The 26,997-nt window shown below is 37.0% G+C and carries 22 protein-coding genes; all 22 read right to left on the reverse strand.

The genetic code is table 11. From position 1 onward, the window contains the following. Positions 1–45 precede the first annotated feature (45 nt). The 22 genes from miaA to yfmF all read right to left on the reverse strand — a co-directional run bounded on the left by miaA (position 46) and on the right by yfmF (position 26,916). Positions 46–963, reverse strand: coding sequence for a tRNA (adenosine(37)-N6)-dimethylallyltransferase MiaA (gene miaA, locus MHH85_RS14515; protein ID WP_340707587.1), 918 nt, complete (start codon positions 961–963; stop codon positions 46–48). Then, positions 960–1,880 carry an alpha/beta hydrolase gene (locus MHH85_RS14520; RefSeq protein ID WP_340707588.1) on the reverse strand — a complete coding sequence of 307 codons (921 nt, stop codon included), beginning with the start codon at positions 1,878–1,880 and terminating at the stop codon, positions 960–962. Before MHH85_RS14520 ends, miaA begins: the two co-directional genes overlap by 4 nt. Next, positions 1,873–3,531, reverse strand: a complete 1,659-nt coding sequence (locus tag MHH85_RS14525) for a glycerol-3-phosphate dehydrogenase/oxidase (protein WP_340707589.1) — start codon at positions 3,529–3,531, stop codon at positions 1,873–1,875. Before MHH85_RS14525 ends, MHH85_RS14520 begins: the two co-directional genes overlap by 8 nt. 28 nt (positions 3,532–3,559) lie before the next feature. Further along, positions 3,560–5,458, reverse strand: a complete 1,899-nt coding sequence (gene mutL / locus MHH85_RS14530; protein WP_340707590.1) for a DNA mismatch repair endonuclease MutL — start codon at positions 5,456–5,458, stop codon at positions 3,560–3,562. Between the two features lie 12 nt (positions 5,459–5,470). After that, positions 5,471–8,101 carry a DNA mismatch repair protein MutS gene (gene mutS, locus MHH85_RS14535; RefSeq protein WP_340707591.1) on the reverse strand — a complete coding sequence of 877 codons (2,631 nt, stop codon included), beginning with the start codon at positions 8,099–8,101 and terminating at the stop codon, positions 5,471–5,473. Positions 8,102–8,232: 131 nt separating this feature from the next. Further along, the gene (cotE, locus tag MHH85_RS14540) at positions 8,233–8,817 is read right to left on the reverse strand and encodes an outer spore coat protein CotE (protein WP_193741170.1); all 585 of its coding nucleotides are present in this window, start codon (positions 8,815–8,817) and stop codon (positions 8,233–8,235) included. A gap of 462 nt (positions 8,818–9,279) precedes the next feature. Then, positions 9,280–9,714: a RicAFT regulatory complex protein RicA family protein gene (locus tag MHH85_RS14545; protein WP_193738770.1), complete on the reverse strand. Its 435-nt coding sequence runs from the start codon at positions 9,712–9,714 to the stop codon at positions 9,280–9,282. Next, on the reverse strand, positions 9,714–11,261 hold the full coding sequence (gene miaB / locus MHH85_RS14550; protein ID WP_193738769.1) for a tRNA (N6-isopentenyl adenosine(37)-C2)-methylthiotransferase MiaB: 1,548 nt from the start codon (positions 11,259–11,261) through the stop codon (positions 9,714–9,716). Before miaB ends, MHH85_RS14545 begins: the two co-directional genes overlap by 1 nt. A 945-nt stretch (positions 11,262–12,206) precedes the next feature. Beyond that, positions 12,207–13,073, reverse strand: coding sequence for a 2-oxoacid:ferredoxin oxidoreductase subunit beta (locus tag MHH85_RS14555; protein WP_193738768.1), 867 nt, complete (start codon positions 13,071–13,073; stop codon positions 12,207–12,209). Further along, the gene (locus MHH85_RS14560) at positions 13,060–14,811 is read right to left on the reverse strand and encodes a 2-oxoacid:acceptor oxidoreductase subunit alpha (protein ID WP_340707592.1); all 1,752 of its coding nucleotides are present in this window, start codon (positions 14,809–14,811) and stop codon (positions 13,060–13,062) included. The genes MHH85_RS14555 and MHH85_RS14560 overlap by 14 nt, the downstream gene beginning before the upstream one ends. A 333-nt stretch (positions 14,812–15,144) precedes the next feature. Then, positions 15,145–15,411, reverse strand: a complete 267-nt coding sequence (locus MHH85_RS14565; protein WP_038184313.1) for a stage V sporulation protein S — start codon at positions 15,409–15,411, stop codon at positions 15,145–15,147. A 90-nt stretch (positions 15,412–15,501) separates the two neighbouring features. Continuing rightward, a complete protein-coding gene (locus tag MHH85_RS14570) occupies positions 15,502–16,299 on the reverse strand; it encodes a TIGR00282 family metallophosphoesterase (protein ID WP_340707593.1) in 798 nt (265 codons plus the stop codon). A gap of 138 nt (positions 16,300–16,437) precedes the next feature. Next, the gene (rny, locus tag MHH85_RS14575) at positions 16,438–17,994 is read right to left on the reverse strand and encodes a ribonuclease Y (protein ID WP_053417409.1); all 1,557 of its coding nucleotides are present in this window, start codon (positions 17,992–17,994) and stop codon (positions 16,438–16,440) included. 212 nt (positions 17,995–18,206) lie between these two features. Further along, positions 18,207–19,268: a recombinase RecA gene (gene recA, locus MHH85_RS14580; protein ID WP_053417410.1), complete on the reverse strand. Its 1,062-nt coding sequence runs from the start codon at positions 19,266–19,268 to the stop codon at positions 18,207–18,209. 179 nt (positions 19,269–19,447) lie between these two features. Further along, entirely contained in the window at positions 19,448–20,701 is a 1,254-nt protein-coding gene (locus MHH85_RS14585; RefSeq protein ID WP_340708181.1) for a competence/damage-inducible protein A, read from the reverse strand. Between the two features lie 133 nt (positions 20,702–20,834). Beyond that, positions 20,835–21,413 (reverse strand): CDP-diacylglycerol--glycerol-3-phosphate 3-phosphatidyltransferase, encoded by a 579-nt coding sequence (gene pgsA / locus MHH85_RS14590; RefSeq protein ID WP_193738764.1) that lies wholly within the window; start codon positions 21,411–21,413, stop codon positions 20,835–20,837. Between the two features lie 49 nt (positions 21,414–21,462). Next, complete coding sequence (locus MHH85_RS14595; RefSeq protein ID WP_340707594.1) at positions 21,463–22,365, reverse strand: helix-turn-helix domain-containing protein; 903 nt, start codon at positions 22,363–22,365, stop codon at positions 21,463–21,465. Between the two features lie 7 nt (positions 22,366–22,372). Next, positions 22,373–23,173 carry a DUF3388 domain-containing protein gene (locus MHH85_RS14600; protein ID WP_193738762.1) on the reverse strand — a complete coding sequence of 267 codons (801 nt, stop codon included), beginning with the start codon at positions 23,171–23,173 and terminating at the stop codon, positions 22,373–22,375. Between the two features lie 115 nt (positions 23,174–23,288). Then, positions 23,289–23,546, reverse strand: coding sequence for a DUF3243 domain-containing protein (locus MHH85_RS14605; RefSeq protein ID WP_038184292.1), 258 nt, complete (start codon positions 23,544–23,546; stop codon positions 23,289–23,291). A 42-nt stretch (positions 23,547–23,588) separates the two neighbouring features. Continuing rightward, positions 23,589–24,317, reverse strand: coding sequence for an elongation factor P 5-aminopentanone reductase (gene ymfI / locus MHH85_RS14610; RefSeq protein WP_340707595.1), 729 nt, complete (start codon positions 24,315–24,317; stop codon positions 23,589–23,591). A gap of 2 nt (positions 24,318–24,319) precedes the next feature. Further along, on the reverse strand, positions 24,320–25,648 hold the full coding sequence (gene yfmH, locus MHH85_RS14615) for an EF-P 5-aminopentanol modification-associated protein YfmH (RefSeq protein WP_053417414.1): 1,329 nt from the start codon (positions 25,646–25,648) through the stop codon (positions 24,320–24,322). Next, entirely contained in the window at positions 25,645–26,916 is a 1,272-nt protein-coding gene (yfmF, locus tag MHH85_RS14620) for an EF-P 5-aminopentanol modification-associated protein YfmF (protein ID WP_340707596.1), read from the reverse strand. The genes yfmH and yfmF overlap by 4 nt, the downstream gene beginning before the upstream one ends. Between the last annotated feature and the right edge of the window lie 81 nt (positions 26,917–26,997).

Raw genomic sequence — 26,997 nt, forward strand, 5'->3', positions numbered from 1 at the left:
ATTCTCCTCAATACCATGTATTCGATTTCAATTACGAAAAACCCTTTAATATTCCAATATTTCTCTTATTATTTTTTCTGTACCCTCTAAACTATTGAACCATTTAACGTCCATTTTATTACGGAAATAAGTTAATTGTCGTTTTGCATAGCGTCTTGAATTTTGTTTTAACTGCTCTATAGCATCCTCTAGTGATTGTTTACCATCAAAATATGCATAAAGCTCCTTATATCCAATGGCTTGTACCGATTGTACACCTCGGATATTCTTTTGCCAAAGCGCTTCTACTTCAGCAAGCAGTCCTTGTTCCATCATTATATCAACACGCTTATTTATTCTTTCATACAACAGTTCACGGTCCATATTTAATCCAATGATAATATGTTTATAAAGTGGCTTATCACCTAGGTTTTGCTCATCAGAAGATTTGGCTACACCTCCATGCTGAATCATCTCAAGTGCTCGGATTACCCGACGAGTATTATTTGGATGAATCGTTTCAGCTGTTTTAGGGTCAAGCTCTACTAATTTTGCATGCATTGCCTCAGGCCCAATTTCATTAAGTTCTTTATAATAGGCTTCTCGTGCTGCTTCATCAACCTTTTCTTCTGTGAAGCGATAATCAAATAGTACAGCTTGAATATAAAGACCAGTTCCTCCAACAATGATTGGAAACTTACCTTTCGCACGAATAAAGTCTATACGTTCACGCACGAGTTGCTGATATTCAGCAACTGAAAAGGTTTCAGTTGGTTCTTTGATGCTTAATAGATGATGTGGTATTCCTTCCATTTCAGCTTCAGTAATCTTAGCAGTCCCTATATTCAGTTCTCTATAAATCTGCATGGAGTCACCATTTATAATCTCTCCATTTAACCTTTTTGCTAGTTCTATACTTAATGCAGTTTTGCCTGAAGCTGTAGGGCCCACAATGGCAATTACCTCTAAATCTTGTTGTCTCATTCTTTTTCTAACCACCATATGATTTTGTTATAAACTTCTTGTCGGTTTACTTCATTTAATATTTCATGTCGTTTTCCTTCAAATAACTGTACGGTAACATTTGTTAAACCGCAACTTTGATAGCTTTTTGCAACTTTCCAGATACCTTTACTAAAACCGCCAACAGGATCTTCTGCACCACTAATTAAGAGAATAGGTAAATCTTTTCGAATTTTATTTATTTCTTCTTCCTTCGATAAAGTTAGAATTCCACCAGTTAAATCAACATAAAATTGATTAGTCGCTAAAAACCCGCAATCTTCATCTGCAAGATATTTAGCAACTTCAGATGAATCGGATGATAACCAGTCAAAATCAGTTTGAGTATTTGAAAATGAACGATTGAAATTACCGAACGACAATTTATCTAATAATGGACTTTCCTTCGTTTTCCCTTGTAATTTCGCAAGACTTTTAGCAAGTACATGGCCAGCTTGATGTGTCACACTTGCAGCACCAGTTCCGCAGAAAATTGCTTTGGAAAGCGTATCACTGTATAGCTCTGTATAGCGTCGTGCTATAAACGAACCCATGCTATGACCAAATAAAATGACAGGAGGTAAATGTTGATCAGCCCGAACAAAGTCAAGTACCTCATGTACGTCTGATACAACTCGTTCAAAGCCTTGCTGGTCTGCAAAATAACCTTTAGGTGACTCGTTTATAGCCGACGTTTGTCCATGGCCACGATGGTCGTGCATAGAAACTACGTAACCATGCTCTATAAGGAAATTCGCAAATCCTTCATACCTTCCACTATGCTCTGCCATACCATGAAGAATGTGAATATGCCCCTTCGGCTCTTCACTAGGGAAATAGACAGTCACCGCAATACGGTGACCATCTGAAACTCTAACTGAATGTGTATTTTTATTCATAAATATCCTCTTTAGCAAAATGCGATGCTTCGAATAGAATTTGGTCTAATTCCAAGCGATATTGCTCTTCCTGCGCTGTTGAATAGGACAAGTATTTTTTCATTAGTTTTACCACTGCTTCCTTATGATTATAGACACTATCGATATCAAATAATAATCGACTTGAGCGGCGAACAAAGAAATCTGCTGGTGTTTGTGCCATTTCATATTGAATAGCATAAAGTAGCTGAGCATGTATAGCGATTGGTAAGTCCTCTACTGAATTATTAACTTTCAGTGTATGAATAATGTTGAATATAGCTTGAATATTCGTACCATATTTAGATACAAGCATATGCGCCTCTTCTTTAGTTAAACCTAATTTCGTTCCTTCATATGTTTTATTTTTTACATAAGGGCCAAAATTTATAGGATTTATACCTTTAGCTCCTGAAAGGGACAAATGCTCTGTAACACAAGGTCCAGACTTTTTAAATTGTTTTTTTTCTACTATTTTGTCGACGATATTTTCAGCCATTTTACGATAACCTGTTAATTTTCCGCCTGCAATTGTCAACAATCCACTTGGGGATTCCCAAATCTCGTCTTTACGAGAAATTTCTGAAGGGTCTTTACCTTCTTTGAAAATAAGTGGACGAACTCCAGCCCAGCTCGATTCAACGTCTTTTTGAGTAATTTGGACTTCCGGGAAAATATCGTGAATTGTATCTATTAAATAAGTAATATCTTCATCAGTTGCAACTGGATTTATTGGGTTTTCCTCGTAAAATGTGTCTGTGGTACCGACATACGTTTTTCCATCTCGAGGTATTGCAAAGACCATACGGCCATCAGGTGTATCAAAATAAACCGATTGTTGAAGTGGGAAACGGGATTGATCAATCACTATATGTACACCTTTAGTGAGTCGTAACTGTTTATTATTACTAATTTGATCTTTTTTACGTACTTCATCTACCCATGGTCCGGTAGCATTTACAACTGAATTCGATTGAATTGTCCAAGTGCGAGATGAAATTTGATCGCGAACGACTACTCCTGTAATTTTCTCATTTTCATACTTAAATTCTTCTGCTTTTACATAATTTAAACAAACAGCACCTAGCTCAACAGCCTTCTTAATAACCTCAATCGTAAGACGTGCATCATCAGTGCGATATTCTACATAATACCCCCCACCCAATAGTCCTTCTTTTTTGAGTAAAGGTTCTTTTTGTAAAGTCTCTTTAGCATTGAGCATTTTACGTCGTTCTGATTTGTTAACTTGAGCTAATTTATCATACACTTTTAAGCCTAATGAAGTTGAATAAGGTCCAAATGATCCTCCTTTGTAGAAAGGCAGTAGCATCCACTGCGGAGTCGTAATATGTACTCCATTCTCATATACGATGGCACGTTCCTTTCCTACTTCAGCAACAACACCTACTTGTAGTTGTTTTAAATAACGTAAGCCACCATGCACTAGCTTAGTTGATCGACTAGAAGTACCAGCAGCAAAATCCTGCATATCAATAAGGGCAACAGATAAACCTCTAGAAACAGCATCTAGAGCAATACCTGCACCTGTAATTCCACCACCAATTACTAAAACATCAAAAGAATAAGCATCGAGCGTTTCAATAAAACTATCACGTTGTGCAGATGAAAACATACTATCTTCCTCCTTTATATCGTAAAAATCACATTACCCGTTTAAACATTTTTTCAATTTCATACGTTTTAAAATGGACGATAACAGGTCTACCATGTGGGCACGTGAACGGATTGACCATTTTTTTCAAGTCTTGTATTAACACTTCCATTTGTTGTGTATTTAAGTAGTGATTCGCTTTAATTGAACGTTTACAGCTCATCATTATAGCTGCGTCTTCACGTAATTTTCGTATATCTGTTTTACGTTCACGTAGAACCTGTTCAATTAATTCTTCAATGATTTCCTCTTCAAAATCTTTTGGGAACCAAGCAGGATGTTCTCTTACTACAAATGAGTTTGTGCCAAATTCCTCAAGAATAACACCTATATCTATTAAATGGGTCATATTTTCCCTTAACACTAATGCTTCATCAGCTGAGTAATGAAATGTTAGCGGAAATAGTAGTGCTTGTCGTTCATTTGGATCGACCTCACCTACTTTTTCTTTGAAGAACTCATATTTAATTCGTTCTTGTGCAGCATGCTGGTCAATTAAATAAAAACCATCCTCGCTTTGTGCCACAATATAAGTCCCATGTATTTGACCTACAACTTCAAGTTCCGGAAATGGGTCTTTCGTTTCTTTCTCTTCAAATTCTTCTATTGGCATTATAAACTCTTCATCGGTTATATCCCGCTCTACAGTTAATTCTGATTCCGTCAAATTGTCTGTACTATTTACTTGTTCCCATGTTTCTTCCTTTACAAAACCTAAATTGGATGATGAATTTAAAACATCTTGTGGATATGGTCCTGAAAATAGAGTTAACTCTTCTTCTTGCTTAGGTTTTTCATTAAATTGAGGCATACTCGTGTTATTATAATTCATCGATTTCCAGAAATTAATTTGCTCCCCGGTTTGCGGAACTTTTTTCTTTTTCTCTGCAATTTCAGGTGCTTGCATAGACTGACGAATTACCTTATGCAACGTCTTTTCAATTAAGTCCATCAATTCTGCTTCTTTACTTAAACGAATTTGTTGTTTTGACGGATGTACATTAACATCTGTTAAAAATGGATCACCTTCAATGTGAATAACTGAAATCGGAAAACGCCCAATAGGCAAGAATGTATGATATGCATCAATCATTGCTTTTTGTACAGTAAAATGACGTACCCATCTACCATTGACGAAAATAGACATATAGTTCTTAGATGCTCTTGTAATTTCAGGAATTGTTGCAAACCCTGAAATTTTATAATCTAGTGATTCTCCTTCAAATGGCACCATTTTTTTCGCATTGGCAATACCATAAATTGCCGCTAATACTTGCCGTAAATCACCACGTCCATTCGTTTGTAATAATATATGGTCATGATGACGTAATTTGAATGCGATATCTGGGTAACAAAGAGCCAACCGATTCATCAAATCAATTGTGTGACCTAATTCAGTTTGAATCGTCTTCATATATTTTAATCGAGCTGGTGTATTATAAAAAAGTTGGGATACTTTCATATCCGTTCCTTTACGTAATGGCGCTGGTTTTTTGTCAATAACATGACCGCCTTCCATTTGCACTTCAATACCCACTTCTCCATTTGATGTGATGAGTGTAATTTTTGAAACTGAAGCAATACTGGCTAATGCCTCACCACGAAAACCTAGTGTACGAATACGGAATAAATCATGTTCATTTTCAATTTTACTTGTAGCATGACGTTGAAAGGATTTCAGTGCATCAGCTTCATCCATCCCACTACCATTATCAATTACTTGAATGGAAGTTAGACCGGCTTCTTCTAAAATTACTTCAATCGAGGTACTTCCTGCATCAATGGCATTTTCAACTAGTTCTTTCACAACAGATGAAGGTCGCTCGACTACTTCACCTGCTGCGATTTTATTGGACAAAAATTCATCCATTATATGAATATGACCCATCTGTTGCACCTCCTACTTTTTTATTAAAGATTGTTGCAATGAATAAACAAGTTGCAATGCATCCATAGGTGTTGTACCAGATACATTTACTGATCGGATTTGTTCAAGCACATCTTGTTCTAATTTAGAAACAGCTAATTGAATAACTTCTTTCGGCTCTTCTTCAGCAAATAGAGAAAGTTGTGCTGATTCGTCCTTCATAATAGCAACTGCTTCATCCTTCACAATAGGCGTTGCTTCTGCTTTTGTAACGGTTGCAGCTGAGACTGCATTAGTTGTCTCAAATTCTTCAAGTAAAATACGAGCTCTAGAAATAATATCAGCTGGTAATTCTGCTAATTCTGCTACATGAATTCCGTAACTTTTATCAGCCGGGCCTTTTTTTACTTTGTGTAAAAAGACTACCTTCCCATCTTGCTCCATTGCGGATACATGAACATTTTGCAGACGATTTAAGTCATTTTCTAAATCTGTTAATTCATGATAATGAGTAGAGAATAATGTATTAGCGCCGATTTTATTGTGAATATACTCCATCATAGATTGTGCTAATGCCATACCATCATAAGTTGATGTACCACGCCCAATTTCATCAAAGAGCAATAAGCTTCTCTCTGTAGCATTTGTAATAGCATGTTGTGATTCCAACATCTCTACCATAAACGTACTTTGTCCAGCTGCTAAATCATCCGCTGCACCAATACGCGTGAAAATTTGATCAGTTATTGGTAATTCCGCTTCATCTGCTGGAACATAGCAGCCCATTTGCGCAAGAATTGTTATTAGCGCCACTTGTCTCATATACGTACTTTTACCAGACATATTCGGTCCTGTAATTAGCATCATATTGCGATCATCAGTCAATATACAGTCATTTGGCACATATAATTGCTGATTCATCATTTTCTCGACGACAGGATGACGACCATTAACAATTTTAAGTGAGCGTCCTTCATGGAAGACTGGTTTTGTGAAACGATACTTTTCTGTAACAGTTGCAAAACCCACGTAGACATCTAATTCACTTATAGCAGAAGCAAGTGCTTGTAATCTCGGAATATATTGCTTTAATTCTTCACGGATTTGTGTGAATAAAGTATATTCGAGTGCCAAACTTTCTTCTTCAGCATTTAAAATAATGGCTTCTTTTTCCTTTAGTTCATCTGTAATGTAGCGCTCTGCATTAGCAAGCGTCTGTTTACGTTCATATCTTTCTAAATCAGCTAAATGAATATACGATTTAGTGATTTCGATGTAATATCCAAACACTCGGTTATAACCAATTTTCAAATTCTTAATTCCTGTTTTTTCACGCTCTTGTTGCTCAAGTGCTGCAATCCAGTCTTTACCGTTGCGAGAGGCATAACGAAGCTCATCTAATTTTGCATCATAGCCACCGCGGATAACATCGCCTTCTTTAATCGAGATTGGTGGGTGATCCGTAATCGCATGACTTAAATAACTTTCTACATCACTACATAAATCAAGTGCGTTCCCTAAGTTTTGTAGGTTTGCTTTTGAAGAATTTTGTAGTTGTTCTTGAATGACAGGAACCTGACGTAACGATTCTCTTAATTGCGCTAAATCACGTCCTCCAACATTTCCAAAAGCAACACGTCCTGCTAGGCGTTCTAAGTCATACACTTGTTTAAATAATTCTTGTAATTCTGCTCGAACAAAATATTCTTCCAACAAATCTGTCACGATGCTCAAGCGATTTTCAATATGTTGACGGTTTGCTAATGGTTGATGTAACCATTGCTTTAATTTTCGACCACCCATTGCAGTAACAGTTTCGTCTAGTAACCATAAAAGTGTTCCTTTTTGATCCCCACCACGTAGTGATTGAATAAGTTCTAAATTACGTTTTGAGTTTGTATCTATATTTAGATAATTTTTGTTTTCATTGTATTGGAATGGTTGAATATGAGTAAGTGAGCGCATTTGAGTACGTTCAATATAATGTAGAAGCTTTCGCCCAGCACCGTGTAAATTACTTGGTGCCCCTTCTAAATACTGTGCACTTTTCGATTCATTCATTACCTCTTCTTCAATTGATAAGACAATAGATAATGCTTCTGCTTGTTCAGTTAGTTCTGCAAATAATTGCTCTGAAACAACCATTTCTCGAATACCAAATGATTGAAGTTGTTGTAATAAGATTAGACCATCACCTTCTACATAAGTAACAGTCGCCTCACCAGTTGATAAATCTAAATAACAAAAAGCATATTCTGAGGTGTTTATTTGCTCAGCAGCTGCGATGAAGTGATTTGTTTTTCCATCTAACGCTTTGCCTTCCATAATTGTTCCAGGTGTAATCAGCTGAACAACTTCACGTTTTACAACACCCTTTGCTTGTTTGACATCTTCTGTTTGTTCACAAACTGCTACTTTATAACCTTTTTGAACAAGTGTCTCGATATAATTTTTAGCGGAATGATGAGGCACACCACACATAGGAATGCGTTCTTTCATACCTGCATCTCGGCTCGTTAATGTTATTTCTAAAATTTGAGAAGCTTTTATAGCATCATCGAAGAACATTTCATAAAAATCACCTAATCGGAAAAATAAAAAAGCATCTTTATAATCTGCTTTCACTTGTAAATATTGTTGAATCATCGGTGTATATGTTGTCATTTTAAAACCTCTCTTGTGTAGCTAAATCTTATTTCTATTATAACAAAATAAGACTTGAAATGCGTTTCATACCTTTTAGCTAGTTTTCTCAAAAAAAAATAAGCCGGCGTCGCCTCCGGCTTTAAAAGTGCTTAATGAAATGATGAAGATTCAAATGAAGGTCCTGATGATGGTCCTGATGATGAAGACGATGATGAGCTTGATGATGAACTAGAAGATGAGCTTGATGATGAACTTTCATCTTCGAAATCCCACTCTTCTTCAAAATCTAATGGATGTACTGAGATACAAATTGTTGTCTCACCTACGACTTCCGCAAGCAATTCTCGCTCAATTGTAACTTGGAATTGCTCACCGCAAGGCGTAATAATAGCTTCTGTACAGTTCGGGTGTTGAATCACCTTTACATGAACCTCTTCTTTACCAGTTGTTTCGTTATCTCTATAATGTAGTTTGATACGGTCTCTATATAGTACCGTCTCAGAGAATACTGCTGTTTTTGAATGATTATGATAAGCGTACCAAACATTGACATCAAATTTGCCTGATACTTCTACAAAATTACCATGTTTTTTCGCTGAATGCGTATGGTTGATCACCCAGCACCCTAAAATACTTGATGGTTGATTCGGTGGTCTTAAATTTTCACATACTTCTGTTCTTTTTTTACCCTTCGCGACGACCGCCTTTGTGACAATTTGACGCAACTGTTTCAGTGCGATTCCTCCTTTGCTTCTCTTAATTTCATCTTATGCGGCATGTGCCTATTGGGTGATTAGATTAATTTTTAAAAATAAAAAAACTACTGAATAGCCGTTCTTTCTTTGGCTACACAGTAGTCTGTAATTATACCGTTACTTTGAATGCTAAACTTATAGAAGGCACCTCTGAATCTGTACTATACGTTAATTGTGAAATTAATGTCATGTCTGTAATCCAATTTACCTTCAGCGTTTATTTTCACTGTATTTAATGTATAAGAATTACTACAAAACTTATCTCAACTTCCCTTTAACATGTTCTAAACGTTTGCCATTTCTCACCTGGGAAGCTAGTTGTGGAAAGTTAATACACTTCTCCAATATTACATCCAGTTTTATTAAATGAAATTTGTACTACTATATAAAGAAAACCCTTATAAAGATAGGTATTCTTCATAAGGGTTAACAATTATTCTATTAAGAGCAGCTACCTGGTTTTGAGTTTTGTACTTGTGAGCCTGTTTCACCACGTAACACGTCGCCACCAGTTGACTCAACGATTTCATCAGTCACACTGTTCGCAATTGTGTTTGAAACTAATTGTAATAGATCATTTACATCGCCTTGAGATTGTTTAAATTCTTCAACGATTGGTAAAGAATCAATTTCTTCTTCAATTTTTGCAATTTTATCTTCAATTAATCGAAGTGCTTTTTCTTTACCATAATGTTGGAAGTTTACTGCTTGTTTTTGTAAACTTTTTAGACTAGCAATTTTTTCACGTACCATTTGGTTTTCGTTAATTTGTGCTTCTGCACGTTTGAAGAAATCTACTTCTTCCGTGTTTGCTACCATATGGGCAATTTCCATTGCTTTTGCGATGATTTGATCTTTAGTATATATTTCTGCCATTATAATTCCACCTTTTGGTCCGTTACAACTTCGATAAAATCTCCTTGTAATGACCAAGTTTTTGCTTCAGTAACTTGTACTTTAACAATTTGACCGATTACTTCTTTAGGAGCTACAAAGTTTACGAGTTTATTTTTTCTTGTATAACCTGCTAGTACATTCGGGTTACGTTTACTTTCCCCTTCTACTAACACTTCGACGATTTGACCGTCGTATTGTTTAATTGCTTCTCCACATAGTTGGTTCACTACGTCATTTAAACGTTGTAGACGTTCTTTTTTCACTTCCATTGGTACATTATCCTGCATTTTCGCTGCAGGAGTACCTTCACGTGGTGAATAAATGTACGTGAATGCCATTTCGAAGCCAACTTCTTTATATAAAGATAACGTTTCTTCAAATTGCTCGTCCGTTTCATTTGGGAAACCGACAATAATATCAGTTGTTAACGCTACATCTGGAATCGCTTTTCTAATTTTGCGTACAAGTTCTAGATAGCTTTCGCGCGTATATTTACGAGCCATAATCTTCAACATGTCGCTCGAACCTGACTGCACTGGTAAATGAATGTGCTCAACTAAGTTTCCTTTTTTCGCAAGTACCTCAATTAAATAATCGTCAAAATCACGTGGGTGACTTGTTGTAAAGCGAATACGAGGAATGTCAATTGTTCGTAATTCATTCATTAAATCACCAAGACCATACTTTAGATCCTCAAAGTCTTTTCCGTAAGCGTTTACGTTTTGGCCAAGTAATGTCACTTCTTTATAGCCCTGTGCAGCTAGTTGGCGCACTTCTTGAATAATATCATCTGGTCGTCGACTACGCTCTTTTCCTCGTGTATAAGGTACGATACAATATGTACAGAATTTATCACAGCCGTACATGATATTTACCCATGCCTTCGTATTCCCTTTGCGAACTTTCGGAAGGTTTTCAATAACATCCCCTTCTTTAGACCACACTTCTATAACCATTTCTTTCGACATATAAGCTTCGTTTAAAATGTCTGGTAAACGATGAATATTATGCGTCCCGAAAATCATATCAACTTGGTCATACGTTTTCAAGATTTTTTTAACTACTGCCTCTTCTTGCGACATACAGCCACATACACCAATTAATAAATCAGGATTTTTTTGCTTTAACGGCTTAAAGTGACCAAGTTCACCAAACACTTTGTTTTCCGCATTTTCGCGTATTGCACAAGTATTCATTAAAATGACATTCGCATCTTCTACGTTATTTGTTGCTTCATAACCAAGTTGCAGAAAAATTCCGGCCATTACTTCTGTATCATGTTCATTCATTTGGCAACCGTACGTACGAATGTAGAATTTACGACCATGTCCCATACCCAAGTATTTTTCATCAATCGCGAAGTCTTTATGGTATTGAACTTCTTCTTTACCACGTTTCTTTGCATCTTTTAAAGATGGCGCTGTATATACAGATTGAAAATATTTACTATAGTCCTTCTCGGATTTTTTGTCCGATGGTTCTGGTTGTTTCACTTGTTGACTAGCAAGTCGTTGTTCTTCGTTCATCAGTAAACTCCTTCCGCTCGTATTCGCACACTCGAATACCCATTTTCTTATTATACTTAATGGAGTATGGTTCCTACAAGAAAAGAACGTTAATTGTCGGTGTTTCGACATATAGCCTGTTTTTATGGGGGGGAGGGGGCAACTGATATGCGGGGAGTATTGATTAAGCTCTTTGGTGCTACTCATACTTCCTTTAGCACTGCTAGCATTACCTTTAGCGCTACTCACTTTCCCTTTTGCGCTACTCATACTCCTTTTAGCTCTACTCACTCTTCCTTTAGCTCTACTCACTCTTCCTTTAGCTCTACTCACTTCCTTTGGCGCTACTCGCACTCTCTTTAGCGCTACTCATACTCCTTTTAGCCCTACTCACATTACCTTTAGCGCTACTCACACTCTCTTTGGCGCTACTCATACTCCTTTTAGCCCTACTCACTTCCTTTGGCGCTACTCACTTTCCCTTTAGCGCTGCTCGCACTCTTTTTAGCGCTACTCATACTCCTTTTAGCTCTACTCGCTCTCCCTTTGACGCTACTCACTCTTCCTTTAGCGCTACTCACTTCCTTTGGCGCTACTCGCACTCTCTTTAGTGCTACTCACTCTCCCTTTAGCGCTACTCATACTCCTTTTAGCTTTACTCACATTACCTTTAGCGCTACTCCCACTCTTTTTAGCGCTACTCACTTCCTTTGGCGCTACTCGCACTCTCTTTTGCGCTACTCATACTCCTTTTAGCTCTACTCGCTCTCCCTTTAGCGCTACTACAATTCCTTTAGAGCTACCCAAACTTCCAAATAAATACCTTAAAATAGGTTAAATTTCCTTTAATCCTTCCTATTATAAATATTTGCATATTAACTGTAACTATCAGTCTCTTTTTAACAATTGAAAAGGCTAATCCATTAGTCAAATAAACGACTTGAGGATTAGCCTTTAAATTATTTATTACATAAACTCTTTCATTAACTCTTGAAGATCTTTTTCTTCAATCATCATGTCTTGCTGGTTTAGAGGTTCTTCACTATATCCATTTACTAAATTTTGATACGAAGGTGTTTCTTCGTCTTGATAAATGATACCTGTTACTAGACCTTCATGTTCCATTACAGTTGCCATTGCTTGGGCACGGTTTGTTGAATCGTATCCTTCAATGCTTGATAATTTTGTAATGTTTTCTTTGAACCAGTCATAAGTATTGATTTTATTATAAGTAACACAAGGGCTGAATACATTAATAAATGCGAAGCCATTGTGATTCATACCTGCTTCTATAATCGCAGTTAGCTCTTTTAAATCTGTTGAAAAGCTTTGTGCTACGAATGTTGCGCCAGCAGATAATGCTACTTCTAATGGTTTTAATGACGGTTCAATTGCTCCACCTGGTGTTGATTTTGTAACAAAACCAGCAGCTGATCGTGGTGATGTCTGTCCTTTAGTTAAACCATAGATTTGGTTATCCATAACGATATACGTGATATCGACATTACGACGGATTGAGTGAATTGTATGACCCATACCGATTGCGAAACCGTCACCGTCACCGCCAGAAGCGATTACTTTTAAATTACGGTTAGCCATTTTCAATCCTTGTGCAATTGGTAATGCACGTCCGTGAATACCGTGTAAACCATATGAATTGATGTATCCTGAGATACGACCTGAACAGCCAATTCCTGAAATAACTGCTAGTTCATGCGGTTGAATTTCTAGGTTTGCTGCAGCACGTTGGATTGCAGCTTGCACTGAAAAGTCACCACATCCAGGACACCAGTTAGGTTTAACATTATTTCGGAAATCCTTAAATGTTACCATCTGTTAGCAACTCCTTCACGCGGCCTAACAATTCTTTTGGCAAGAATGGTGTGCCGTCATATTTCACTAAGCTAATAATTTTATCGTGTGCGCCAATATTCATTTTCATTACATTAGCTAATTGACCCGTAGCATTATTTTCAACGACAATTACTTTTTTCGCATTGTCGATTAATTCTTTCATTTCCTCTGCTGGGAATGGGTGAATTAGTCGAATATGTGCGTGGTTTGTTTTGATGCCTTCTTCGTTTAGCATCGGTTGAATTTCTTCTATTGCACCTTTAGTCGAGTTAAAGCCAACTAATAGAACATCCGCTTCCTCGTGTGGTGTGTTTTTAAATACAGGCATATTAAAGTTTACATGATCTAATTTACGGAAACGTTTGTCCATTTGCGCTTTACGGTTACCAGCTGCTTCAGATGGTTTACCTGTCTCATCATGTTCAACACCTGTAACGTGGTGAATACCATGTTTTTGACCAGGTACGACACGAGTTGACACGCCATCTTCTGTTACTTCAAAGCGTTTAAAGTATTCTTTATCTTCAGCTTCAGGTAATTCGCCAAGTTCTAATTTACCACGACGAATTTCGATTTTAGAGTAATCAAATGGTTCAACAGTTTGTTTACCAAGTGATAATTGAAGATCAGATAATAAGATAACTGGTAATTGTAATTCTTCCGCAATGTTAAATGCTTGAATTGTATCGTAAAATGCTTCTTCACCAGTACTTGGTGCGATAACAACTTTCGGAATTTCACCATGTGTTCCGTATAGCATTGCCATCAAATCAGATTGTTCTTGTTTTGTTGGTAGACCTGTTGAAGGACCACCACGTTGTGTATCAACAATTACAAGAGGTTGTTCTGTCATACCAGAAAGGCCAATTGCTTCCATCATTAATGATAAGCCTGGACCCGCTGATGCTGTAAATGAACGAACGCCACCATAGTTTGCGCCGATTGCCATTGTTGCAGCTGCGATTTCATCTTCTGTTTGGATAACAGTACCACCGAATTTCGGCAATTTTTTGATTAAATATTCCATTATTTCTGAAGCTGGAGTGATTGGATAGGCTGCCATAATACGAGTGCCTGCAGCTAATGCACCTAGTGCGATAGCTTCGTTACCGATCATAAATAGACGGTGTTTACCATCAGCTGGCTCTAATTCAAATTTACCAATATTATCGCCAAGCATACCGTTCATTAGTTCATGTCCTTGTGCGATGGCTGTCATATTTTTTTGAACAACTGTTTCACCTTTACGGCCGAAAATTTCATCAACGACACTTTGGAAAACTTCATCTTCAAGATTTAATAATGCAGCAGTTGCACCGATTGCCACCATGTTTTTCATTAAAGTAGTACCTAACTCAGCAGCTACTTCAGTGAATGGTACAACATAAAGTGTTGCAGGACAATCTTCTGGTTTTACTGGTTTAAATTTAGCATCTGCTAAAATAACACCTTCTGATGTTAATTCTTTATAATTGACATCGATTGTTTCTTGGTCAAATGCAACCAATATATCTAAATCATCTGGAATCGTGTGTACGACAGATGTGCGTACGTTAATTTTATTGTTCGTATGGCCACCTTTAATACGGGAAGAGAAGTGACGGTATCCATATAAATGGTATCCAAGACGGTTCATAGCCGTAGAGAAAATTTCTCCCGTACTCTCAATACCTTCCCCTTGTTGCCCACCGACTTTCCATGAAAGCTGATGTAACATTTATAACATCTCCTTAATTACAGGTTATTAGCTTTATATCCTTCATCAGTTTATCACGAAGACCCGATGTAAACTATTGTTTATAAGCGATTTCTTTGAAATTCAGACCTTTGACGGAAAAGCTCGTTCAATAAGTTGTAATAATAATCACTGACAATACTCACTATGTTAACATACTTTTTTATGTATAGTAAAAAAAGCTTGGAGTGCTCAATTCATTTCTCAAAATGTACTAGTGCCATCTTAAAATTCCATTTCAATTGAGCAAAATACTAAGGTTCATTATTTTCTCCATAAAAAAATACCGGTTTCCCGGTATTTTAGTTTTTTTATTTATCTCGTACGCTTTTCAACTAAAAGCTTCATAGCCGTTCGATCTTCACCTGCAATTAAGATATCCGTAAATGCAGGCGAACAAGTCAAGTCCGTTCCACTTGGTGCAACAAATCCTCTTGCAATTGCAACTGCTTTAACAGCTTGATTTAGTGCACCTGCTCCAACTGCTTGCATCTCTGCATAGCCTTGCTCTCTAATGACTGCTACTAATGCGCCAGCTACTGAGTTCGGGTTTGAGCGAGAAGATACTTTCAATGAATCCACAACAATTCCTCCCTTAATTTGAAAAAATGTGGGACATCTCTCTTGTCCATGGATTATTGTATGCAGCGAGTTTTGGGAATAGACTTACAATTATGCTTTGAAAGGATAATCTGCGTTAATATATATACGCTCAAATGATTTTGCTAAGCCTGTTTTATCATCAAGATCAACAAAGAAGCCACTTAGTACTTCTCGACCTTGTTTCGGTACTTCAAAACGTGTAGGCATATTTGTTTTAAACCGATAGATTACGCTTTCTTTATTCATTCCAAGCACTTCATCATAAGGTCCAGTCATTCCAACATCAGTAATATACGCTGTACCACCAGGGTAAATGCGTGCATCCGCTGTTTGTACATGAGTATGTGTTCCTACAAGAGTTGATACTCGACCATCTAAATACCATCCCATTGCAATTTTTTCACTCGTTGTTTCAGCATGGAAATCTACGAAAATAAGTGGAGAAACTTTTTTTGCTTCTTCTATTAATTCGTCTGCTTTAGCAAATGGATCACCATGTGGTGGTAAGAAAGTACGTCCATGTAAATTGATTACAGATAAAGTATGACCATTTTTTGAAATAGTCGTCATCCCTTTGCCTGGCGCCTCGTCTGAGAAGTTTGCAGGTCTGATTAAAAATTCTGCATCGTCAATGAAATCGAAAATTTCTTTTTGATCCCATGTGTGGTTACCCATTGTTATGACATCTACGCCCACCATTAATAACTCTTGATAAATGGCTCTTGTAATCCCACGTCCAGCAGCTGCGTTCTCCCCGTTCGCAATGACAACATCTGGTGCATATTTTCTCTTTAATCTTGGTAAATATGTTTCAACAGCTGTACGGCCAATTGAGCCGACAATGTCTCCGATAAATAGTACTTTCATTATTGATTCACTCTTTTCCAACAAAAAAGGCTTCTCGACCGAGGTTCTAAGAAGCCTTCTTTATAAAATATTTGAATTTTTCAATTCAGTTTTCTTACTTTACATTTGGCATATACTTATTTCTTATTTTGAATTTAACTATTTCGCATATTCGACTGCGCGTGTTTCTCGAATAACCGTCACTTTAATATGTCCTGGATAATCCAGTTCATCCTCAATACGTTTACGAATATCCCGTGCTAAACGATGTGAAGCTAAATCATCAATTTGATCAGGACGTACGATTATACGTATTTCACGACCTGCTTGAATAGCGAATGATTTCTCAACGCCTTCATATGATTCAGAGATTTCTTCTAGTTTTTCTAGTCGACGAATATAGTTTTCAAGTGTTTCACTTCGTGCACCTGGACGCGCTGCAGATAAAGCATCCGCAGCAGCCACTAATACAGCAATTACTGAAGTTGGTTCAGTATCACCATGGTGAGAAGCAATACTATTAATAACAACAGGGTGCTCTTTGTATTTTGTAGCTAATTCTACGCCTATTTCTACGTGACTTCCTTCTACTTCATGGTCAATCGCTTTACCAATATCATGCAGTAATCCTGCACGTTTTGCTAAAAGTACATCTTCGCCTAATTCTGCTGCTAGTAAACCCGCTAAGTGAGCTACCTCTACAGAGTGTTTCAAGACGTTTTGACCATAGCTTGTACGATATTTCATACGGCCTAAAATTTTCATTAGATCCGGATGTAAATTGTGGATACCCACTTCGAATGTAGTTTGTTCGCCTGTTTCACGAATTTGCTCGTCCACTTCACGGCGAGATTTCTCAACCATCTCTTCGATACGAGCTGGGTGAATACGACCGTCTTGTACTAATTTTTCAAGTGCTAGACGAGCTGTTTCACGGCGAATTGGGTCGAATCCTGATAGAATAACTGCTTCAGGTGTGTCATCAATAATTAAATCGATACCTGTAAGCGTTTCAAGTGTTCGAATGTTACGGCCTTCACGTCCAATAATGCGACCTTTCATCTCGTCATTTGGTAAAGTGACGACAGAGACAGTCGTTTCTGCAACGTGATCAGCTGCAAAGCGCTGAAGGGCTAGTGATAAAATTTCTCGTGCTTTTTTGTCAGATTCTTCTTTCGCTCGCATTTCAGATTCTTTCGTCATAACTGCTATATCAGTTGATAACTCGTTTTCTACTTGTTTTAGAATAATGACTTTTGCTTCTTCACGAGTTAATGCTGAGATACGTTCGATTTCAGATTGCTGTTTAGCTACGAGTTCTTCCACTTTGCTTTCCATCTGTTCAATATGCTGTTGTCTGTCGTTAAGAGCGTCTTCTTTGCGCTCTAAACCTGCTTCCCTCTTATTCAGAGCTTCATCCTTGCGATCAAGATTTTCTTCTCTTTGCAATAACCGGTTTTCTTGTTTCTGAAGCTCAGACCGGCGTTCACGGATGTCGTTTTCTGCTTCAGTTCGAAGTGTGTGAGTTTCATCTTTTGCTTCAAGAAGTGCTTCTTTCTTTAGAGCTTCCGCTTCTCTTTTACCTTCATCTATGATGAGCTCTGCGGAACTCTTTGCACCTGTCACTTTTGAATCATTCACTCTTTTATTGACGTAATAGATAACAGCGGCACCGACGATGAGTCCAAGCAAAGCGGAGATGATGTTTCCAGTCATTCGAACACCTCCTCTTGCTGTATTGTTTTCATTTTTAGTCGGCTATACATTAAGTATTTCTATGAGCTCTCAATATACTGCCTATTTCATTTCAATTTTAGAAATTATACAAGTTTAATTGTATAGTTGAAAAAAAACAATGTCAAGGATTCACAGTTATAGTTATAGTCAAAAGGGCCCTTCAATTGACATTGAAAGACCCTCAGAAAATCTTACTCTTCATTTAATAATGATGATAATTCTGCATCCATTGCTTCGTCTTCTTCAGTTTCAACTGTATAAGAATCAGTTGCAATCCCAGAAGCTACGCGGATTTTATGTGCAATTTCATTGCTGATTTCAGGGTTTTCTTTTAAGAATTGTTTTGCATTTTCGCGCCCTTGGCCTAAGCGCTCTTCTTCATAAGCATACCAAGAACCACTTTTTTGCACGATTTCTTTTTCTACACCGATATCGATGATTTCGCCTTCTTTTGAAATCCCTTCACCATACATAATATCTACTTCAGCTGTTTTGAATGGCGGTGCTACTTTGTTTTTAACGACTTTAATTTTAGTTCTGTTACCTACCATATCATTACCTTGTTTGATTGTTTCTGCGCGACGTACTTCTAAACGTACAGAACTGTAGAATTTTAGTGCACGTCCACCTGGTGTTGTTTCTGGATTACCGAACATAACACCAATCTTCTCACGAATTTGGTTAATGAAAATAGCAATTGTATTAGATTTGTTAATAATTCCTGATAGTTTACGTAATGCTTGCGACATTAAACGTGCTTGTAGACCAACATGTGAATCACCCATGTCACCTTCGATTTCAGCTTTTGGTACAAGAGCTGCTACAGAATCGATGATAATGATATCGATTGCACCACTACGTACAAGAGCTTCAGCAATTTCTAAAGCTTGCTCCCCTGTATCAGGTTGTGATAGTAATAATTCATCAATATTAACACCTAGTTTTTGTGCATAGACCGGATCAAGTGCATGTTCTGCATCAATAAACGCGGCTGTACCACCGTTAGCTTGTACTTCTGCAATCGCATGAAGCGCTACAGTTGTTTTACCAGAACTCTCTGGTCCATATATTTCAATAACTCGACCTCGTGGATATCCACCTACTCCAAGTGCTGTATCAAGTGCTAAAGAGCCACTTGAAGAAGTCATAATTTCGATGTCTGTTTTTTCGCCTAATTTCATAACTGAACCTTTACCAAATTGCTTTTCAATTTGTTTAAGGGCCATGTCTAATGCTGCTTTACGATCGCTCAATCTTGTTCCTCCTTCGAAAACATTATCTCTTTTATATCTGTATCTACTATACTTCTTTTTTGAGAAATACACAAGAAAAAAGCGAACATTTATTCGGAAAAATTTAACCGAAATCGAAAAGTATGCCCCACTTTTTTGCTCAAAAGCTGATTTTAATCCACTTTGAATGGACAAATTTATTATTTACGATAACCTTGTTCGGTTAATAATTGAATAATAAAAGCAAAAGTACGCTTCACTGCGCGTAAACGATTTGTATTGCGTTGCCCTGTTAGATGTAATTGATACGTTTGAGGTTCATTATCACCGATAACTACAGCTATCCACACTGTTCCGGCTGGTTGATTATCATGCCCTTCAGGACCCGCTGCCCCTGTTAAACCTATACCTATATCTGTACCGAACTTTTCTTTTACTTTACTGGCCATTGCTACAGCACATTGGGAACTCACAATTCCGTAATTTTCTAATAAGTCAGCTGAAATTCCTAGTTGCTCACGTTTTGCTTGTTCTGTATAAGTAACAACTCCACCAATTAACGATTGACTTATACCAGGGTTTTCTGCTAATTCAGATTGAAAGAGTCCGGCAGTTAAACTTTCTGCAGCGGCAATAGTTAAATTTTTGTCAATAAGAATTTCGGCTGTTTTAGAAGAAAGAGAATCATCATTCTCACCGTACATAAACTGCCCAACTCTGCGTAATATTTCATCCTTTGCTCCAGCTATTAGCTGTTCAGCTTGTTCTAGACTATATGCCTTCGCTGTAACACGTAGAGTTACTTCCCCATCTGACGCTAGCGGTGCTATAGTAGGGTTTGTTTGGTTTTCTAGTAAGTCTTGTACCTTTACCTCTAACTCTGCCTCACCGATGCCATAGAAGCGTAATACGTGAGACACAATCTGAGCTCCATCATTTACTCTTGCAGCTAATTTTGGCTTCGCTTCAAATTGGAACATAGGCTCCAATTCCTTCGGCGGTCCTGGCAGTAACATATATATACGGTTATTTTTTTCTAACAGCATACCCGGAGCCATACCATGGCGATTTATAAGTACTTCACAATCTTTTAATACGAGTGCCTGTTTACGATTATTATCTGTCATAATACGATTTTGAAGAGTGAAAAATTCTTCAATCGATTGCATAGCATAATTATCTATTTCCAGTACAGTTCCTAAATGTCGTGCTATTGTTTCCTTCGTTAAATCATCTTTCGTTGGCCCTAATCCTCCTGAGAAAATAATGAGATCTGCACGTGTCTCAGCTACTTTAATGGCTTTGACTAAACGATCTACATTATCGCCGACGACAGTGTGGTAATACACATTAATTCCTAGCTCAGATAATTGACCTGATATAAAACGTGCGTTTGTATTCGTAATTTGACCCAGTAAAAGCTCTGATCCAACTGCAATGATTTCTGCATTCATCTCAAACAATCCCTTCCTCTATCTTATAATATGTACGGTGCTCAAAAAATAAAAAGTTACAAAAGGCGAGGTATATAATGTAGGAGAAAAACCTCCACACTTACATCCTCGCCTACTAAAATTCATTTTATAATTATTTTGAATCTAATAATACACGACGATTCAAGTAGAAATAATCTACTCCAGACCAAACAGTAAAGAATAGAGCTACATATAGTGCAATATCAGCAAAAGGAATGCTAAACATAGTAAAGAAAATATTATTTAGTAATAACGCAGAAATCGCAACAATTTGTGCCCACGTTTTAATTTTACCTAGTTGGTTAGCAGCGACTACCTCGCCACCACCCGCTAAAATTAGTCGTAAACCAGTTACTGCAAATTCACGGCTGATAATAATAATAACTACCCATGCCGGAGCAGTTCCTAATTCAACAAGTAGGATAAATGCAGCAGAAACTAACAATTTATCTGCTAATGGGTCTAAAAATTTCCCCATATTCGTTACTAAATTATATTTGCGTGCGTAGTAGCCGTCTACCCAATCTGTGATAGAAGCTATGATGAAAATCACCGCACCAACAAAGTGCTCGATTGGCATTGTTGCGCCAAGCACCGTCATTTGTCCCCATCCAAAGTCCACTAGCATTAAAAGCACGAATACTGGGATTAGCAAAACTCTTGAAACTGTAATTCTATTTGGTATATTCACGATTTCCTCACCCTTCTTTCAAAGAAAATAGCCATCTTTCTCTAGATGACTATTCTTTCTCTGAAAAATTAATGACGATGTTTTGAGTACTTCGCTCACTTGGAGAAGCCGCAAGTTTCAATTTCTCATCATTGACAAAAACTTTAGCATTTGCAGCTGCACCTAATCGAATACGAACACTTTGTTTACCCTTCGCATCAACTTCAACTACATCAGCAGCATGGTATACATCTGCTCTATCAGAGATCTCTGTACGATTTTCATCTTGTACACCAACCCATGTATCTCCAGTAACTTCTACACGGATTTTAAACTCTTCTGTACCAGTTAAAGTATAATTAGTTGTTTCATTATCATTCACTAGTGTACCTTTAGAAAGTTCTTGTTGTTTTTTTTCTTTTTTAGTTGTTTCTTCATCATTCTTATCTTGATCTTTTGAACCGGCTACTTCATTGTCTTTATTCTTGCCAGTTGTAGGTGGAGTTTTTGTATCCACAGTTACTGGTGTTTCTGTATTGTTATCTGGTTTAGAATTATCAGCTTTATTTTGGAACAATACCCAGAGTGCTACGATTGCAATTATGATAAATAAAGCAACAACAAGTTTCGGCATTAAGTCCATAAAACCTTTTGATGGCATTTTAGACAAGCTTCTACGTGATTGAGGTTGTTGAATTGTTGCTGTCGTTGTACTTTCAACTGTTTTGTTTGCAGGTACTTCAGATTTATACGTCTCAAGTAATTCATCGGCACTTAAATCAACCGCTTCTGCATACTGTTTAATAAATGCTCGAACATAAAACGTTCCAGGCATTATGCTATAATTTCCTTCTTCAATTGCAGAAAGATAGCGTTTTTGAATTTTCGTAATTTCTTGTAAGTCATCCAGACTATACCCTTTTGACAATCTCGCTTCTTTTAAACGAGCTCCTAATTCTGTCAACTGTAACACCTACCTGTTAAAAATTAAATCCTCCAAAGCCACCGAAACCACTCGAATCTTGAAGTAAGCTGTTATGTTTCTCCATGATTTCGTATGTAATTTCTTCATCTGGATGATGTCTTAATTCGATAATATAATCAAAGTCTTCAATTGTATATTCAGAATGTTGCACGAACATATCAGGATGCTCCACTACCTTAATAGATGGCATACTCATCATTTCACGTACAAGTTGTTGATGTTTTTCATCAGAAGATCTCCTTGTGACAATTCCATCCAGAATGAATATATTATTGCTATTAAATTCGTCTCCAAGCAGCTTGTTGCGTGCAGTTTGTTTAATCATAGTCGATGATAAAAATAACCATCTCTTATTTGCACAAACACTGGCAGCAACAACTGATTCTGTCTTTCCGACACGAGGCATTCCTCTAACTCCAATGAGTTTATGACCGTCCTTTTTAAAAAGTTCTGCCATAAAATCTACTAAAATACCTAGTTCATCACGTACAAAGCGAAACGTCTTTTTCTCATCTGCTTCTCTTTGTATATAACGACCATGTCGAATCGCTAGACGATCACGTGTTGTTGGCTCGCGGAATTTTGTTACTCTTATCATTTCCATAGTCGAAACAATATTCTCAAATCGTTCAATCTGTTCGTCCTTTTCAGCTCGTAAAAGCATTCCTCTTCGAACTTGATCGACACCATTGATTGTCACAATATTCACACGAAGCATACCTAATAAGGAAGCAATATCTCCTAATAAGCCGGGGCGATTGATTTGTATTTCATATTCAAAATACCATTCTCTCACATACAACGATCCCTTCTATTATACGACGCTTAAAACATTTCTAAGTTCCATAATAGCCGATTTTTGTACATATGGAAAGAAAAAAAGGAAAAGAGGGGCTAGAACCCCATTTTTCCTATTGTACCTTCCTATTCTGCACTAATTTAACAACACAATTAGCTAAAGATTGCTTTTCATCATCGGTTGCCACCGACCAAAGCTCAGAAAGCACTCTCTCTTGTTCATTTTTTGGATCAACATTATTTGCCAAGTACTCACCAATTTGCACTGCGGCTTCTTGTATTACCTTTTGTGACATTCCTGCAGACTCTGCTTTTGCAACATTTTGTCCCAAAAAGCTCGTCCACTTCTGCCAGTTTTCAATGATATCCATAGAATCCCTCCTTTTCACATTTAGTATGTGTAAGAAAGAAATTTATATGTACCATCCACCATTAATTCGAAGTATTTGACCTGTAATATAATTGGCGCGCCCTGATAACAAGAAAGACACTAAATGACCAACTTCATCAGTTTCGCCTGCTCTTGCTAATGGAATTTCATCAATTAGCTCCTGCTCTTCTAAATCCGTCAAATGCCCATTCATTTTAGTATTAATTAAGCCTGGTGCTACTGCATTAACAAGAACACCATTTCCTGCTGCTTCTTGTGCGTACGATTTCACAAAAGCATGTAGTGCACCTTTCACAGTAGCGTACAAAGCCTCTCCTGATGCCCCTGCTTCGCCCCAAATCGAACCAATCATAATAATATGACTTATATTGTTTTTGCGTAATTTTGAAGCTAAGAGGCTAATCAATCTAATTGGTGTTTGCACATGAACTTTCCAAAGTGCATCCATTTCATCAGCAGTAGTATCTTCCACAAGTTTGTAAAGTGCTTGTCCACTAGCTACTACAATCGCTTGTAGTGAAAATATAGAACTAGAAATATTTTCCGCTGCAAGTGGATCTGTTAAATCAGCTTGAATCATCATAAATTCTTGCTCTGGATAATCAGCTGACAGGACACTTACAAGCTCGAATGTGACCTCTTCACCTTGATTATACTGCAAATATAAAGACCAGCCATCTTTAGCAAGCTGCTCACTTATGGCACGTCCAATTGCACCGGACGCGCCAAGTACTAAGCAAAATTGTTTCATTATTACTCTTGACCTTCTTTGTCATTACTTGTTTTCGCTTTATTTCCTACAGGTAAAATCTTAAATACTGTTTGCTGTGATTCTCCTTGTAGTGAAGCGAAAGCTTGTTGCACGTCCGCTATCGTCAATTCTTCGATGACAGGAACTGCGTCAAATAAATTCATATCATTAAAAGCATATCTCGTGAATTGATTTGCGATAAATTCAATTGAATTTAATGCTCTTAAATAAAAGCCGATCTTACGACGTTTTACTCTCTCTAATTCATCATCACCAAATGGCCATTTTTCTTGTGTATTTTGTAATACATTTTGAATAGCTTCAACTAACTCATCTGTTTGATTCGTATCCGAACCAATTAAGGCAAAACCAAATCCTTTTTCTAAAGAGAAGTCATAAGAATACGATTCATCAATCATACCTTTTTCATATACACTTGTATAAAAGTCTGAAGAGCGACCAAATAATACATCCAGCGCTAATTGGATAGACAGCTCATGCTTTAGCATAGCTTTGCCCGAAAGGCTTGTTTCTTTGGCTTTTATACCTACAATTACTTTTGGTTTTAAAACATCCATTTCTAAAGTGCTACTTTTTACTGCTACATCTGTAGGTTCAGTCACTTCAATTCGCTGAATAGGTGTTGGTTCCTCAAATGTTTTATCTGCTTGATCAGCACGAATAAAATCCATCATTTTCTCTGGCTCAACAGCGCCGATGACAAATAGAAGCATATTAGATGGATGATAAAACGTATTATAGCAAGTGTATAAATGATCTGCCGTAATATCATCGATTGACTCAATAGTACCCGCTATATCAATTTTCACTGGATGCTCATGGAACATATTTTCAATCGTTCCAAAGTATAAACGCCAGTCTGGTTGATCATCATACATTGTAATTTCTTGACCTATAATACCTTTTTCCTTCTCAACTGTTTGCTCCGTGAAATATGGTTGTTGTACGAAATCAAGTAAAGTTTTCGTACTCTCATATAAATGATCTGTTGCAGAGAATAAATACGCTGTTCTTGTGAAAGATGTGAAAGCATTTGCTGAAGCACCCTTTTCACCGAACTTTTGGAATACATCACCATCTTCTTTTTCAAACATTTTATGCTCTAAAAAATGTGCAATACCATCTGGGACTGTAATTGCTTCAGTTTCACCAAGCGGTATGAATGAACGATCGATGGAACCATATTTTGTAGTAAAAGTGACAAATGTTTTAGAGAAGCCTTTTTTCGGCAAAATATAAACATCTAATCCATTATCTAGCTTTTCATAATAAAGCGTTTCGTCTAATTGATCGAATTCGATTGTTTTCATTCTGCAGCATCCTCCTTACCTCTTAAGAAATATACTGTTTCTTTTTCTACTTGTTTTGCCATATTAACTACATCTTCCTTTGTTACTGCTTGCCATTTCGCGGCCATATTTTCTACCGAGAACTCTGTAGGTAATTCTTTATATTGATCATATATTTCGATTTGCCCTCTTGCTGAATCAAGTGCTTCTTTTATTTGGTTTGTTAACATCGCTTTTGTTTGTGCTAATTCTAAATCTGTAATGTCACCTTTTTGAATCGAAACTAGTTGTTCGTCGATTAATGAAATTGCCTTTTTCTCTTTGTTGGCATCAATTCCTGATATGACGAATACTAACCCATATTGTGCAGAATATGAGCTTGAGCAGTAATAAGCCATACTTTCTTTTTCACGTACATTCATAAATAATTTTGCATGTGGATATCCACCAAAAACGCCATTAAAAATTTGCATTTTAGGAAAATCAGGGTGCGTGAAAGTGACAGGTGTATGATAGCCGATATGTAATTTACCTTGCTTCATATCTTGCTGTTCACTGACAAACGTTTCTGTTGGTTTACTTTCTACAGTTTGATGAGGTGCATGTTCCACTGCACGGTCAGCAAATGGTAAAGCTTTTTTCAAGCTTTCTACTATTGTTTTTTCATCAATATCCCCAACGACATAGATATCGATTAAATCATTAGCTAACATCTCTTCGTACGTTTTAACTAATGACGTTGGCGTTACTTTTTTAACATCTTCAATTGTTCCGTTAGCAGAGATAGATGCTGGATGATTCGGGCGCATAATATTCAATAATTTCTGTTGGGCATAGCGTGATTTATCATCAAAAACAGATTGAATTCGCTCAATCACCATTTCTTTTTCACGAGCGACAATATTTTCACGGAATACACCATTATCGAAGTTAGGCTCAAATAGCACTGTATTCATAAGTTCGAGCACTTTCCCTAAAACTTCCCCATTTTTTAAATATTGATCATTAACTGTTTCAACATTTAATAATACAGTATGTTCATTACCACGTTTAGTAGTGTCAAAATACAAAACAGTGCCGTATAAATCATCTAAATACATACGCATTGCAGCAGTAGATGGATATTTTGCACTACTATGTTGTAGTACGTTTGTTAATACCGTTCTTTCTGAAGCACCCTCGACAGTTAAAGGTCTTTTAAATTTCACTGAAAAATTAACAGTTTTAAATTGATCAGTTGTTCTTGTATGAATATTGACACCTTTTGCTACTTGAATAGTTTGAAACATGTAGACCCCTCCTATCTCTTTAATATAACAAACCATTACACTCACTATACATGCCTTTTAAATAAAAAAGCAACTTCAGGC

The sequence above is a fragment of the Viridibacillus sp. FSL E2-0187 genome (assembly GCF_038006425.1).
Lineage (GTDB): Bacteria > Bacillota > Bacilli > Bacillales_A > Planococcaceae > Viridibacillus > Viridibacillus arvi.

Coding starts and splice junctions, on each gene's coding strand:
- miaA (WP_340707587.1), bottom strand. CDS start 963: ATGAGACAACAAGATTTAGAGGTAATTGCCATTGTGGGCCCTACAGCT.
- MHH85_RS14585 (WP_340708181.1), bottom strand. CDS start 20,701: ATGAATGCAGAAATCATTGCAGTTGGATCAGAGCTTTTACTGGGTCAA.
- MHH85_RS14605 (WP_038184292.1), bottom strand. CDS start 23,546: ATGGATATCATTGAAAACTGGCAGAAGTGGACGAGCTTTTTGGGACAA.
- yfmH (WP_053417414.1), bottom strand. CDS start 25,648: ATGAAAACAATCGAATTCGATCAATTAGACGAAACGCTTTATTATGAA.
- mutL (WP_340707590.1), bottom strand. CDS start 5,458: ATGGGTCATATTCATATAATGGATGAATTTTTGTCCAATAAAATCGCA.
- ymfI (WP_340707595.1), bottom strand. CDS start 24,317: ATGAAACAATTTTGCTTAGTACTTGGCGCGTCCGGTGCAATTGGACGT.
- miaB (WP_193738769.1), bottom strand. CDS start 11,261: ATGAACGAAGAACAACGACTTGCTAGTCAACAAGTGAAACAACCAGAA.
- MHH85_RS14520 (WP_340707588.1), bottom strand. CDS start 1,880: ATGAATAAAAATACACATTCAGTTAGAGTTTCAGATGGTCACCGTATT.
- mutS (WP_340707591.1), bottom strand. CDS start 8,101: ATGACAACATATACACCGATGATTCAACAATATTTACAAGTGAAAGCA.
- MHH85_RS14525 (WP_340707589.1), bottom strand. CDS start 3,531: ATGTTTTCATCTGCACAACGTGATAGTTTTATTGAAACGCTCGATGCT.
- MHH85_RS14545 (WP_193738770.1), bottom strand. CDS start 9,714: ATGGCAGAAATATATACTAAAGATCAAATCATCGCAAAAGCAATGGAA.
- MHH85_RS14570 (WP_340707593.1), bottom strand. CDS start 16,299: ATGAAAGTACTATTTATCGGAGACATTGTCGGCTCAATTGGCCGTACA.
- MHH85_RS14555 (WP_193738768.1), bottom strand. CDS start 13,073: ATGGTAACATTTAAGGATTTCCGAAATAATGTTAAACCTAACTGGTGT.
- rny (WP_053417409.1), bottom strand. CDS start 17,994: ATGACTGGAAACATCATCTCCGCTTTGCTTGGACTCATCGTCGGTGCC.
- yfmF (WP_340707596.1), bottom strand. CDS start 26,916: ATGTTTCAAACTATTCAAGTAGCAAAAGGTGTCAATATTCATACAAGA.
- MHH85_RS14560 (WP_340707592.1), bottom strand. CDS start 14,811: ATGTTACATCAGCTTTCATGGAAAGTCGGTGGGCAACAAGGGGAAGGT.